This window comes from Paenibacillus sp. FSL F4-0243 (assembly GCF_037963295.1).
Classification (GTDB): Bacteria; Bacillota; Bacilli; order Paenibacillales; family Paenibacillaceae; genus Paenibacillus_AQ.
Window position 1 is genome coordinate 3245291 of sequence record NZ_CP150151.1, and the last position, 13811, is coordinate 3259101.

The 13811-nt window shown below is 41.3% G+C and carries 11 protein-coding genes; 8 read left to right on the forward strand and 3 right to left on the reverse strand.

Translation table 11 applies throughout. The features are described 5' to 3' along the window. Positions 1–190 precede the first annotated feature (190 nt). The gene (gene sleB / locus NSS87_RS14495) at positions 191–784 is read right to left on the reverse strand and encodes a spore cortex-lytic enzyme (protein ID WP_256716267.1); all 594 of its coding nucleotides are present in this window, start codon (positions 782–784) and stop codon (positions 191–193) included. 224 nt (positions 785–1008) lie between these two features. On the opposite strand from sleB, the gene NSS87_RS14500 reads away from it, so the two are divergent. The 6 genes from NSS87_RS14500 (at position 1009) to NSS87_RS14525 (ending at position 8336) form a co-directional block, all read left to right on the forward strand. Continuing rightward, complete coding sequence (locus NSS87_RS14500) at positions 1009–1542, forward strand: YdhK family protein (RefSeq protein ID WP_339248023.1); 534 nt, start codon at positions 1009–1011, stop codon at positions 1540–1542. Positions 1543–1745: 203 nt separating this feature from the next. Then, positions 1746–2732, forward strand: coding sequence for a phosphotransferase (locus tag NSS87_RS14505; RefSeq protein WP_339248024.1), 987 nt, complete (start codon positions 1746–1748; stop codon positions 2730–2732). A 75-nt stretch (positions 2733–2807) separates the two neighbouring features. Next, positions 2808–3869 (forward strand): MoxR family ATPase, encoded by a 1062-nt coding sequence (locus NSS87_RS14510; RefSeq protein ID WP_339248027.1) that lies wholly within the window; start codon positions 2808–2810, stop codon positions 3867–3869. A 2-nt stretch (positions 3870–3871) separates the two neighbouring features. Continuing rightward, entirely contained in the window at positions 3872–5671 is a 1800-nt protein-coding gene (locus NSS87_RS14515; RefSeq protein WP_339248030.1) for a peptidase, read from the forward strand. 36 nt (positions 5672–5707) lie between these two features. Beyond that, positions 5708–6157, forward strand: a complete 450-nt coding sequence (locus tag NSS87_RS14520; protein WP_339248032.1) for an NUDIX hydrolase — start codon at positions 5708–5710, stop codon at positions 6155–6157. 178 nt (positions 6158–6335) lie between these two features. Next, entirely contained in the window at positions 6336–8336 is a 2001-nt protein-coding gene (locus NSS87_RS14525) for an acyltransferase family protein (RefSeq protein WP_339248571.1), read from the forward strand. A 118-nt stretch (positions 8337–8454) separates the two neighbouring features. Here NSS87_RS14525 and NSS87_RS14530 read toward each other — a convergent pair whose 3' ends face one another. Then, on the reverse strand, positions 8455–9039 hold the full coding sequence (locus tag NSS87_RS14530; protein ID WP_339248573.1) for an AAA family ATPase: 585 nt from the start codon (positions 9037–9039) through the stop codon (positions 8455–8457). Between the two features lie 230 nt (positions 9040–9269). Here NSS87_RS14530 and NSS87_RS14535 point away from each other — a divergent pair, with 230 nt between their 5' ends. Both NSS87_RS14535 and NSS87_RS14540 read left to right on the forward strand, forming a co-directional pair. After that, complete coding sequence (locus NSS87_RS14535; protein WP_042188035.1) at positions 9270–10826, forward strand: ABC-F family ATP-binding cassette domain-containing protein; 1557 nt, start codon at positions 9270–9272, stop codon at positions 10824–10826. Positions 10827–10914: 88 nt separating this feature from the next. Further along, positions 10915–12012: a phosphotransferase gene (locus NSS87_RS14540; protein WP_339248033.1), complete on the forward strand. Its 1098-nt coding sequence runs from the start codon at positions 10915–10917 to the stop codon at positions 12010–12012. A gap of 56 nt (positions 12013–12068) precedes the next feature. On the opposite strand, the gene NSS87_RS14545 is transcribed toward NSS87_RS14540, so the two are convergent. Next, a complete protein-coding gene (locus NSS87_RS14545) occupies positions 12069–13736 on the reverse strand; it encodes a ribonuclease J (RefSeq protein ID WP_042188039.1) in 1668 nt (555 codons plus the stop codon). Between the last annotated feature and the right edge of the window lie 75 nt (positions 13737–13811).

Consider the following 13811-nt stretch of genomic DNA (forward strand, 5'->3'; position numbering starts at 1 on the left):
AAGCTTTCTATAAAAACAGCCTGTTTGATCACTATGGATTGAGATCTGCCTGAGGTTTGCTGCTGGTGCAACCGTCGACCAGCCCTCAGTGAATACTGTCTTTCTAAGGATAGTATTAAGAAAATCCTTTATAGTAAAAAATAGCCGGTCAACCGTAATGGTTGACCGGCTATTACATTTATTTGAAGCGTTAACTCGCAAATATATGCTTACCAATTTTTAAGTTCTGAGGACGAGTCCAGATCCATGCACTAGTAGCTGTATCTGGATTGAAATAATAGATCGAATTGTTTGTTGGGTCCCAACCTCGGACAGCATCAAGAGCAGCTAAATAGGCAGTCCGGTTTGGAGTAAGCCAATACTGGCCGTCAGATACGGCTGTAAATGCGCCTTTTTGAAATACAACGTTTTTTATATTGTTTGGAAATTGACTAGATTGTATGCGATTCATAACTACAGCACCAACTGCGACTTGTCCTTTATAAGGCTCACCGCGCGATTCACTGTAGATTACTTTCGCCAAAATATCCATTTCCTCAATATTAAGCGTGTATTTTTTTAGAGCATTCCAAGTTTTTGTACCAGTAACTCCATCGGCACTTAATCCGTAGGCCTTTTGAAATTTAGCAACGGCAGCTTTCGTTTGTGCTCCATATACACCATCTAAAGGCTGAGTATAGAAATTCAGAGTTTTTAATCGATACTGAAGATCCCACACATCTCCAGAAGAACTCCCTACGGTTAATACCGGAGCAGCACTAGCAGAACCAATCATAGTAGCCATACTTACCAGACCCAAAAGAAGCAACAAAGTGAATATTTTAGTCTTCATTGTAGTAGCCTCCTTTCTGAAAACATTATAAATAACCTTCAATAACTGAGACAACACTCATTTATTGGTAATCTAATAATCCATTTTACATTTTCGAAAATACTTCATTAGGTTTGTGATCCTATGAAATGGGTAAATGAATAATCAGAGGCACATCAACTTCGGAGGTTTTATATATGAAAAAGCAATTGTATCTATTCATAATCGTAGCCGCACTCACTCTAAGCGCATGTGGTAATGATAATAGTTATGGCAATAAGATAATGGAAAATTCCTCACACTCTAGTTCAAGTGACGTACCCGAAAATTTGAAGGTGTCAGAGAATCCTACTTTTAAAATAGGAAGTAAAGCGATTATCCAAGCGGACCATATGGAAGGTATGAAAGAGGCAACAGCAACGATAGTTGGAGCTTTTGATACCACTGCGTATATCGTTTCTTATAGGCCCGCAACAGGCGGATTTCCAGTTACAAATCATAAGTGGATTATTCATGAAGAAATCAAAAAAGCAGCCGATAAACCCTATGAATCCGGCTCAGAAGTCGTAATGGAAGCTGACCATATGAAAGATATGAAAGGTGCAACGGCTCAAATTAACTCAGCTGAACATACTACGGTATATATGATTGATTACACACCTACTACGGGTGGAGATAAAGTGAAAAATCATAAATGGGTAACGGAAGATGAGCTTTCAGCAATAAAGTAACCAATAGAAATATAAGCTCAAAAGTAATGAAAGATGATTAAGGTAGGGGCAGTCATGGACTTTGTTAAAGTTCTAGGCTGCTCCTACCTTTTTGATTGCTTCTTTTATTGGTAGAGAAGTGTTAAGATATCTTTATAAAATACCGATATACAAAATATACCATTTTAATTGATGTTTTCTTAGAAGGTAGGAGCGTGATTGAAATGCCTAACTGGCAGGTGAAATTCGATGAAGAGATGCTTAAGCAAGCTGCACAACAGATTCAAGTCGATTGGACAGCGATAAAGTATATTGGTGGTTTTGAAAATGTTGTCTATAGCTTTCCAAAAGATGATCATGAATTTATTTTACGTGTATCTCATCAGTCTCATCAGGAGCTGGAGATGGTTATCTCTGAACTTGACTTTATGGACCATCTTGCAAAGCATGGCGTGCAACTGGCTCCCCCCATTCCCTTTCAGGATGGCAGTTTGGTACAAACGTTAGTCAAAGATCAAGAAAGATTTATGATCTGTGTGATGGAGAAAGCACCAGGTGGTCATGTTAATGCTTCCGATCCCTATTGGGGAACGGAGCTTTTTGAGCAATGGGGTGAGGTAACAGGAAGAATGCATGCTTTAGCTCTGCAATATGAGCGTCCGGAGACTGTTCTGGCAAGACCACATCAGGGTAAGCTAGAGTTTGACTTTGCTAACTTTGGTACTGTTGAACATCAGCTTTTTGAAAAGTTGCTTCAAATAAATGATCGGATTAACCAGTTGCCGCGGAATCGAGAAGGCTATGGACTATGTCACCGTGATTTGCATCCAGGTAATTTCTTCGTGCATGAGGGGCAGATCACCGTGTTTGACTTTGATGATTGCGGATACGACTATATGGTGCATGATATTGCCATTGCTGTTTATTACTCGACTATCTTTGGGGATTGGCGAAAACTGGAGGTAGAGCAGAGTAGAACTTCTATTCTTGCAGCAGCCATGTTGAAGTCCTTTATGAAGGGATATAATCGAGAGTATGCACTCGACAATAAGTGGCTACAAGAGCTCCCGCTCTTTATTGAGAAGCGTCGACTGGAATTAGTGCTTTTGTTATTTCAAGAGTTTGCGGAGACACAACATGAAGAGAATAGAGTGTGGCTTGCCCGCAATATTCACGATGCTCTAAATGACAAAGCTTGTTTAGAGCTTTAATAAATCCTTTTGAGTAGTTTTTAATATATTTAGAATAGATAATGAGGATATATCATATAAAAAAGGAGCATTTATTTGAACCTAGCAACTCCTGTAACACCTATTCAACTTATGCAAGTACTTCTAAACGTTTCTGTGATCCGCCCTGTTTTTATTTGGGGGGCGCCTGGTATTGGAAAGTCTTCTCTTGTAGAAGCTTTTGCTGATCAGGTGGGTCTTCCATGTGTTTCTCTTCTGGGTTCTCAACTAGCACCGGAAGACATCATTGGGGTACCTCAAATCGTTAACGGCAAGAGCCAATTTTGTCCTCCGAAAATGATTGCTCGGGACGAACCGTATTGCTTGTTCTTAGACGAGCTTAATGCCTGTTCTCAAGAGGTGCAAAAAGCTTTTTATAGTCTTATCCACGAACGCCGCATCGGCGATTATCACCTACCTGAGGGCTCTATAGTAATAGGAGCTGGTAACCGTGCACAAGATAGTGCAATTGTTAAACCTATGTCCTCCGCGCTTATCAATCGGATGTTCCATATACAGCTAAATGTATCTTTTCAGAATTGGATCTCTTGGGCATATGAGAATAGCATTCATCCTATGGTTATTGAATATCTGGAATTGCGTCCCGATCATCTGTGGAGTGCACCTCCAAAGACTGAAGAGCCTTTCTCCACGCCACGCTCTTGGCATATGCTTAGTGATGCACTACATGAGTTTGGGGATGATATAAATGTGGATACCGTGGGGATTTTAGCGAATGGTTCACTGACACCTTCTCACGCCACACAATTCAGGGCTTTTTATAAAAATCTAACTGGAAAATATGAACTTAATCAAATTTTAGATGGTAAATCCTCATTTCCAACGGCTCCAGAAGATCGGGATCTCCTGTATTTCCTGGCGCAATCCTTGCGTGCCCAGATTATCAAAGAACTCCCTCCGATTAAAGATAACGTACGAGATGGACATCGCCAATTTGCACACACTGTTAAAAAGCTGATTAAAGACCTGTCCGTCATTAGCTTTGAAATTGCACAGCTAGTAGTTGCTAAGCAGGAGCAAAGTGATAATATTCCAGATTGGTTAATGGTTGAAATTGTACGTGATTTACCACGTCTTGCAATAAAAGAGCGGGGGTAAATATGGCTAAAAAAACAACTCCAGATAATCCCGCTTTGAAAAATTTTAATGAAGCATGTTCATTAATCGCGGATCATCCTATTTTTGCACCGTTATCTGTTCGAGCTTCGATTATTCATAATGAAAATAGTCCCTATCCTGAAGACGGCTGGGCAATTGTCACTAATAACGGTTATATTTACACTCATCCTAAAAGGCGTGGCGAGGTTGCTGAATGGATGTACGTTTTGGCACATTGTTTTCTTCATTTAGGTCTTGGACATTTAAAGAGTAAAGAGAATCAAGTGGCGTGGAACGTTGCATGTGATGTGTACATAGCAAAGTTTTTAAATGACTTGAAGCTTGGGAAAGTACCCGCAGATATGGAGTCGCGAATTGATCTTACAATTAAAGATGAACAACAGCTTTACGAGCAATTTATGATAAAAGGAATTCCGGACACCTCCAGATATTTTGGCACTGCGGGTGTTTCAAAACTGGATATGAATGTTAGAGAAACCACCAAAAGATACTGGGGAAAAGCACCGGATTGGGAAGCCTATTTTGCTTATGGGTTATCTAATGCTGTGACGAATGCAGTAAGTGTTGCTGGAGGCCATGCTAATACTATTAGTGACCCTGCACTTTCATTAACCGCCCCACAACGTGCAAAACGATGGTTTATGGACAGATATCCTTTATTAGGTGCGCTTGCCGCCGGCTTTGAGATTATAGAAGATCCAGCGATATGTCGGCGATTTGATATTTCCATAGCTGCCATTGACGTTATTGAGCGCAAAATATTTATGAACCCTGCAGCCGGACTAAACGACGAGGAGTGTATTTTCGTGATGGCGCATGAGCTTCTGCATGCGGGGCTTCAGCATCACGAGCGATGTCTTGGCCGGGATCATTATCTTTGGAATGTGGCTTGTGACTACGTAATAAATCTATGGCTAGTAGAAATGAGTGTAGGGGAGTATCCGCGAATTGGACTCTTATTAGATCCTGAGCTTAAAGGTTTATCTGCTGAAACGATTTATGATCGTATGGTCGGAGATATCCGCACTTATAAGAAACTGGCAACCTTGAGAGGGAATGGACTTGGTGACATTTTAGATAACGGTTCATCAAGTTTTTGGGATGCGAGAGAAGGACAGACGCTAGATGATTTCTGTAAAAATGCTATGCAACAAGGACTTATGTATCATGAAGAGCAAAGTCGCGGTCTTTTGCCGTCAGGCCTAGTTGAAGAGATTAGAGCGCTGGGCCAGCCACCTATTAAATGGGATGTAGAGCTTGCTCGGTGGTTTGATCATTATTTTTCACCGCTTGAGAAGACCAGATCTTATTCACGAATTAGCAGACGTCAATCTTCTACGCCTGATATCCCTCGACCACAATGGGTTCATAGCGGTGCTGCAGATGATGGCCGCACTTTTGGAGTTATTTTAGATACCTCAGGCTCAATGGATAAAAAGCTTCTGGCCAAAGCATTAGGGGCCATTTCAAGTTATGCGCAGGCTCGTGATGTTCCTTTTGCACGGATTATCTTTTGTGATGCTTGTCCTTATGATGCAGGTTACATGCCCCCCGAGGCTATCGCAGATCGAGTACAAGTGAAGGGAAGAGGGGGAACGATCTTACAACCAGCTATTGATTTGATTCAACAAGCTGAGGATTTTCCGAAAAAAGGACCGCTTCTAATTATTACAGATGGTTATTGTGACAAGCTGACCATTAAAAGAGACCATGCTTATATTTTGCCCAAGGGAAATGACTTGCCTTTCTCACCCAAAGGACCTGTATTCAGAATTAATTAGGGCTTAGAATAAATTTAGAGCGAGGTAACAATGGATATGAATCCCCCAAAACATATTCTTTCAGCAGCTACAGTTGTATTCAATGATCAAGAAGAAATCTTATTAATAAAAGGTCCACGTAGAGGATGGGAGATGCCAGGCGGACAGGTTGAAGAGGAGGAGTCCCTTATAGAAGCAGCAATCAGGGAAGCCAAAGAAGAATCGGGCATTGATATAGAGATTAATAAGTTCTGCGGAGTTTTTCAAAATGTTGATCGATCTATTTGTACTAACCTATTTCTAGGGAAAGCCATCGGCGGCGAACCTGCTACTAGTTCCGAGAGCTTAGAAGTTGGGTTTTTCTCGATAGAACAAGCATTGGAAATGGTCACATGGAAAAACCTCAGACTGCGGCTGGAGTATTGTCTAAATGATGAGGTGCAGCCTTTTTACGTAGAGTTACGGGGTACAGAAGTTGAAGAAATTATTATTACACATCTGAGTTAATGTAGGGAGCACAATGGACAAGTGTTTCAATCAACAAAGATTCATTTTTTTTATTTTATAACATTTTCAGTTGATTACAGAACTTTTCATACGTTTACAGCGTCTTACTTATGAACGATAAATCGACGGTAAGGACTGAAACATTATGAAAGACAACACGAAGCTTTTCAGAAATAATATGAGGAGCCAGTCTTCTATACAATCTGTAGGCGGCAGGCGTTATGTGCCAGGAATTGATGGTCTAAGGGCTTTATCAGTACTCGCTGTAATCGCATATCATTTGAATCTGAATTGGGCTGAGGGTGGACTTCTCGGCGTTGGAATATTTTTTGTAATCTCCGGATATCTCATTACTGACCAAATCATTAGCCAGTGGGAGCGGCACCGAAGGCTGAACCTTGTAGACTTTTGGGTTCGTAGGGCGCGGAGGCTGTTGCCTGCAATGGCCGTTATGCTTTTTGTGGTTGCCATATGGCTTTTAATTATAGAACCATCAAGATTGTTTGGGCTCAAGGGTGACTTTATGTCTTCCTTATTTTATTTCAATAACTGGTGGCTAATATTTCATAATGTTTCCTATTTTGAAAGCTTTGGCCCACCATCTCCTATCGGACATTTATGGTCGCTTTCTATTGAAGGACAGTTTTATATTCTATGGCCAATAGTTCTCATCATCGTGATGAAAATCGCTCGTCGGCGAGGTAAGCTTATTGCATGGATTATGGCTTGCGCAGCAGTCTCGGCTTTAGCCATGGCATTGATCTACGTACCGGGGACAGACCCAAGTAGAGTATATTATGGAACGGATACCCGCTTATTTGCGCTTCTCATTGGAGCAGCACTTGCAGTTGCTTGGCCAAGTCAGAAACTTAATGATAACGTCTCAGAACCGGCTCGGCGTGTGCTTGATATTGTAGGGGGATTAGGACTCATTCTATTGTTGGTACTTTTTAATCAGGTTAATGAGTTCGATGATTTACTTTACCGTGGTGGGTTTTTAGTGATTTCTTTGATTGCAGCTGTAGTTATTGCCGTTCTAGCTCATCCTGCTAGCCGTCTGGGATCGATCGTAGGCTGTAAACCTTTGCGTTGGATCGGGCTGCGATCATATAGCTTGTACATATGGCATTTTCCAGTCATTATCCTTAGTAGTCCTAATGTGAGTACTGAAGAAAGCAGCATGCTTCGGATCATCATTCAGGTAGCAGTAAGTTTTCTTCTAGCTGCATTGTCATATAAGTATGTGGAGGAGCCCATTCGTCGAGGTTCATTTAAAGAAACTTGGAAGAACATCAGTGTAAAACGGAGAGGTGGTCTTCGTCCAGGCTTCTTAATGGCTATTATTGCTGTGATTCTTATCCCAATCGCATGCAAAGGTTATTTGTTAAACGCTGGATCGGATACGTCTGCGATCGAATCGGAAGATTTGCAGTATGAACAACAACAGCTGCAACAGCAAGAACAACGACTGCAGCAGCAAGAACAACAAGATATGGGAAGAAAGAATGATCCCGCAGATCATAAAGCGATAGACGAAAATATAACTGATAAACCATCAATACCAGCCTTGGCAACAGCTACAACTGAACCTGAAGTGAAAAAAGCTGATACTAAGGTGGGAACTACAAATACAGAAATAGCAAAGCCTGAATCAGAAGTGAAAAAATCTGTTCCTGAAGAAAAGAAACCTGTGGCTGAGAAGAGTCAAGCTGGAACGGATGTTACGGCCATTGGAGATTCTGTCATTTTGGATGCAGCACCATACCTTTCAGAGGAATTACCTGGCATTGTCATCGAGGGAAAGATCGGTCGGCAGATGGCTAAAGCTCAGGAGGTAGTGGATCAGCTTAAAGCTCAAGGCCGGCTGGGTAAAAAGGTTATAATCGAGCTTGGGACTAACGGATCCTTTAGTTCAAAGCAATTACGTAATTTACTGGATTCATTAAGTGATGCTGAGCAGATTTTTTTGGTCAATACACGGGTTCCAAGAAAATGGGAGAATAATGTGAATCACAATATTTCAAAAGTTTCCAGTGAATATAGTAATACGACCGTAGTAGACTGGTACTCTGCAAGTGAAGGAAAAGACGATTATTTCTACCAAGATGGTGTGCATCTTAAACCAGAGGGCTCCAAGTGTTACGCCTCACTTCTTGCGAAAGCCTTGGAAAGTAAGTAAGAATTAATTGAATCTCCAAACTTTTTGATATTATATTTTAATAGACCGGCAAGAGAGCTCTCTCTTTGCCGGTCTTTTTTTTTCGTAAACGAATGATCATTGAAGAGCTAATTAATTCCTAGTCGTAGATAAAATGCTCCACCACAGCCACAGTCTTAGTTATGTCTGGATCAGAATTATCGATCACTTTCACATTAGAACTTGGAAGCGGCCACTTCACACTGCGGTTTCCAAATGATTTGCGAAATTCATCCCAATGCTGGAACTTCCATTCATCTAATGGTGATTGTCGATCGTGAATTCGTGTCCGATACAATTCCTCATTGGCTAGTTCGACCAAGACAACTTTAACCTCAACATCTTGCAGCGAACGTCCGATTCGAGATAACTCACTGCTGATCCAGTCAGGGTTGGCAGCTTCTTTAGTAAATGGTCCAACCACAAATGCATCTACATTCAGGCCTATATTGTCTAGCGCTGCGTCCATCGTAATCCGGTAGCCCAAATCACGGCATAATCTTTTGTAATCGGCAGAGTCTCTATCTGCCGGGTCCAATCCGTGAAAGGTCATGATGGCGTCAGCCGCTGGACGTAATAGGATATCCATATCAAAGAAGGGTACTTTACGCCGGGAAGCGATCACTTTAGCTAATGTCGTTTTGCCTGCCCCAGCTGGCCCCAGAAAAAATACAAGTTTGTTCATCATTGTCTCTCCTTAGAACCTCAATTCATTGCTACAGTCTATCTCTAAATATTATCATATAAAAGAAGATGAGTAATCGCCAGCGTAAAATCCTCATCTACCGTAGGATTTGAGAACCTGAGATATTTCGCGTTACGGTCCATAATATGATATTTTTTTGCTTCTCCATTGAGTTTTTGTGTAATCCTGCTTATAATATAGCGAGAAAAATAAGAAAAAGGTGTCCATAAATGAGCATATTAAATGTAGAAGGATTAAGTCATGGTTTTGGAGATCGTGCGATCTTCAAGGATGTTTCATTCCGTCTTCTAAAAGGCGAGCATATCGGATTATTCGGCGCTAACGGCGAAGGTAAATCCACTTTTATGAATATTGTTACAGGAAAGCTTCAACCGGATGAAGGTAAGGTCGAATGGTCCAAACGGGTGCGTGTTGGCTACCTCGATCAGCATGCAGTGTTGACCAAAGGCATGACCATTCAAGATGTACTCAGAGGCGCTTTTCAATACCTCTTTGATCTTGAGCAAGAGATGAATGATATGTACGGCAGAATGGGTGACGTGTCGCCTGAAGAGTTGGAAAAGCTGCTTGAAGAAGTTGGTACGATCCAAGATACGCTTACAAATCAAGATTTCTACATGATCGATGCGAAGATACAAGAAACCGCGCGCGGTCTAGGAATCACAGATATTGGATTGGATCGTGACGTAGCTGATCTTAGTGGTGGTCAGCGTACCAAAATTCTGCTTGCGAAGCTGTTGCTTGAAAAACCAGATATTTTGCTCCTAGATGAGCCTACGAACTATCTGGATGAGCAGCATATTGAATGGCTGAGACGTTATCTTCAAGAGTATGATAATGCATTTATTCTGATCTCACATGATATGCCTTTCTTGAACAGCGTTATCAACCTGATCTACCATATGGAAAATCAAAAGCTGACCCGTTATGTGGGTGATTATGAGCAATTCCAACAGGTCTACGAAATGAGAAAACAACAGCTTGAATCTGCTTATAACCGTCAGAAACAAGAAATTGCAGAGCTGAAAGACTTCGTTGCACGTAACAAAGCCAGCGTAGCTACCCGTAACATGGCAATGTCCAGACAGAAGAAGCTCGACAAGATGGAAATCATCGAGATTGCAAAAGAGAAGCCAAAACCACAGTTTAACTTTAAAGAAGGTAAAACTGCCGGCAAGATGATTTTCGAAGCTAAAGAATTGGTTATCGGATATGACACACCGTTGTCCAGACCACTAAATTTGTTAATGGAGCGTGGACAAAAGATCGCGTTGGTCGGTGCGAACGGGATCGGTAAAACCACCTTGCTTCGCAGCATCTTAGGCGAAATCCAAGCATTGTCCGGTTCGGTAGAACGTGGATACCATCAAGAGATTGGATACTTTGAGCAAGAAATGAAAGAAGGCAATTACAAGACTTGTATCGAGGAGATCTGGGATACATTCCCATCCCTGTCACAATTCGAAGTACGTGCTGCCCTTGCCAAATGTGGACTGACCACGAAACATATCGAAAGTAAGATTGCTGTTCTAAGTGGTGGAGAAAAAGCTAAAGTGCGTCTATGTAAACTCATTAACAGTGAGACGAACATTCTCGTATTAGATGAGCCGACGAACCACTTGGATATCGATGCCAAAGATGAACTGAAACGTGCGCTGAAAGCATATAAGGGAAGCATTCTCATGATCTCTCACGAACCAGATTTTTATCAAGACATTGTGACCGATATCTGGAATTGCGAAGATTGGACAACAAAAGTATTCTAATAAGCAAATCTTTATTGAACAAGCCTATGAGGTGTTAACGAATCAGTTACGCTTTATAGGCTTTTTTATGGATAGTGGGAGGGTCTATGTGTTAGAGAATAAAATGGATCAGCTTAACATCAGTGTTCAACGAATTTTTGGAAAACAAGAAATAGAAATAGTCAATTTCACATGCGAGGATTTAGATTATAAAACACCTAACTTTACAACAGCGGGTATCTTTCATCTTCAGGGTATCGCACTAATTAATAACGAGCAGCTTCCATGGTCAATCATATTAAAAATCATTAAGTCTGATAGTGTAGAAAAAGAGGATCCAGCACATCACAATTACTGGCGACGAGAAGCCCTAGTCTTTGAATCTAAGATTCTGGATGAGCTTCTTAGCTCAATCCAAGCTCCTAAGTGTTATCTTGTTGAAGAACAAGTAGATGGTACCGTATGGTTATGGATGGAACGAATTGAAGGGGAATTTGCACATACGAAGGAGCAGTTTGATATTATCGCTGAACGGTTAGGCCGATTTAATGGAGCTTATCTTTCAGGAAAGAACACTCCTAATAACCAATGGATATGTAGAAGCTGGCTTAGATCTTGGACTACCGCAAGTAAAATGTATGCACCTAACCCTGAAGAATATATTCATCAATTACATAGAGACAATGACCGAAGCCTTTGGGCTTGGTTCCAAGACTTCACGAAGCGGATAGACAGTAACTTGAATGCTCTCCATCGCTTGCCGCGAGTATTAGCCCATCAGGACCTCAGTCAAATGAATATGCTGTTAACTCAAAACGGAGAGTTAGTCTTGATAGACTGGCAATTTATGAGCTTATCAGGTTTAGGTGAAGATCTTGGTAAAATGTTTGGCGTAAATATGAGTCTTGGTGTAATTCCTATCCATCGTTACGAGGAATTTAAAGAGTCTTTATTCCATTCGTATATCAAAGGATTAAAGGCTAGCGGATGGCAAGGGGACGAATCCTTTGCAAGATATGGTTATTGTTTAAGCACTGCTTTACGTAGTGTCTGGGAAGTGCCACAATACTTTTCTCTAAATGCTCAGCTACAATCTGACCTGTTAAACGCTAATCTTCAGGAGCGGGTTAATCGGCTAGAGCAAATCATTATTATTCATCAAAAAATGACGCTAGAAGCAGAGACATTGAAATTATGGATAACATAGTTCTTAATTCTCATTAGATATGAAAAAGGAGCCCCTATTAAAGGAGCTCCTTTTTGCTACACCTCAATAATGATGGGGAGAATCATTGGACGTCGTTTCGTTTTTTCGTACAGGAATCTACTTAGGGTCTCCTTGATGGTCTGCTTGATGATATTCCACTCGCCTAGGTCAGCCTCACTCATCTTTTGAAGGGTGGAGGTTACCAGCTTGTTGATCTCCTCCATTAAAGTTTCTGAGTTACGGACATAGATGAATCCTCTGGATATGGTATCCGGCTCGTTTAATAAACGTCCATCTTCTTGGCTTAATGTAATCACTGTAATCAAAATACCGTCTGCTGACAGCTGGCGACGATCGCGAAGAACAACATTACCAATATCTCCAATCCCAAGGCCATCCACTAGGGTTTGTCCAGCTGCCACTCGGCCAGATTGGCGGACGACACCTGATGATGACTCGACGATATCTCCATTTTTCAGAATAAAGATATTATTGGGGTTAACACCAACTGCCTCTGCTAACAAGCTGTGATGATGTAGCATACGGTATTCACCATGAATCGGTATGAAATATTCAGGTTTCATCAAGGTTAACATTAACTTAAGCTCTTCTTGGCTTGCATGCCCAGATACATGAAGCTCGCTGCGTGATCCATAGATGACTTTAGCGCCCAGCACGTATAAATTATCGACGATTCTAGATACATTGCGTTCATTCCCGGGAATGGGATTAGCTGCTATCAGAACGGTATCTCCTGCCTGAATTTCCATCTGCCTATGACTTGCGTTAGCCAGTCGCGATAACGCAGCCATGGGCTCTCCTTGACTGCCTGTACATAATACAGTTACTTGCTCTGGAGGGAGTTTGGCAGCTTCTGTAGGCTCGATCAGCATGTTATCTGGAATGCTCAAGTACCCGAGTTCCTGGGCTACTCGGACAACATTAACCATACTTCTGCCAAGTAAGGTTAATCTACGATCGGTTAAACGAGCAGCTTCAATGATCTGTTGTAGACGGTGTACATTTGAAGCAAAGGTAGAGATAAAAATTCTACGGTCAGCTTTCATGAATGCTTCTTCAATATGAGCGCCAACGAGTTTTTCAGAGGGGGTGAAGCCTGGGCGTTCTGCATTGGTACTCTCTGAGAGCAGGAACTTTACACCATTTTTCCCGATGTCAGCCATTTTATGTATGTCTGGATACTGCTTATTAACAGGGGTCATGTCAAATTTGAAATCCCCTGTATGAACAACGGTCCCTTCTGGGGTATCGAATACAACACCAAGGCAATCCGGAATACTATGATTGGTATTAAAGAACGTTGTAGTAATCGCTCCTAGCTGTAAAGTAGACTCAGAATCAATGACATGAAGCTTGGTCTGACGTAATATTCCGTGTTCCCTCAGTTTATTTTCAATTAGACCTAAGGTTAACCGAGATGCGTAGATCGGAAGATTTAATTGTTTGAGTAGATACGGAATTCCTCCAATATGATCCTCATGTCCATGTGTAACTACTAATGCTCGAATCTTATCAAGATTACTTAATAAATACGTAACATCAGGAATAATGAGGTCAATCCCCAGTAGACTTTCGTCCGGAAATTTAGAACCGCAATCAATGACAATAATATCATCTGCATATTGCAGGAAATACATATTCTTACCAATTTCATTCACACCGCCTAATGCTGCAATCCAGAGCTGCTTAGCTGCCACTTTCATTAAAGTCCCTCCTTTTATAAATTCACCTATATTATGTATGAAATCCTTTATAATTATCCTTTCATTGAGGTGGTA

Coding starts and splice junctions, on each gene's coding strand:
- sleB (WP_256716267.1), bottom strand. CDS start 784: ATGGCTACTATGATTGGTTCTGCTAGTGCTGCTCCGGTATTAACCGTA.
- NSS87_RS14500 (WP_339248023.1), top strand. CDS start 1,009: ATGAAAAAGCAATTGTATCTATTCATAATCGTAGCCGCACTCACTCTA.
- NSS87_RS14505 (WP_339248024.1), top strand. CDS start 1,746: ATGCCTAACTGGCAGGTGAAATTCGATGAAGAGATGCTTAAGCAAGCT.
- NSS87_RS14515 (WP_339248030.1), top strand. CDS start 3,872: ATGGCTAAAAAAACAACTCCAGATAATCCCGCTTTGAAAAATTTTAAT.
- NSS87_RS14520 (WP_339248032.1), top strand. CDS start 5,708: ATGAATCCCCCAAAACATATTCTTTCAGCAGCTACAGTTGTATTCAAT.
- NSS87_RS14525 (WP_339248571.1), top strand. CDS start 6,336: ATGAGGAGCCAGTCTTCTATACAATCTGTAGGCGGCAGGCGTTATGTG.
- NSS87_RS14530 (WP_339248573.1), bottom strand. CDS start 9,039: ATGAACAAACTTGTATTTTTTCTGGGGCCAGCTGGGGCAGGCAAAACG.
- NSS87_RS14535 (WP_042188035.1), top strand. CDS start 9,270: ATGAGCATATTAAATGTAGAAGGATTAAGTCATGGTTTTGGAGATCGT.
- NSS87_RS14545 (WP_042188039.1), bottom strand. CDS start 13,736: ATGAAAGTGGCAGCTAAGCAGCTCTGGATTGCAGCATTAGGCGGTGTG.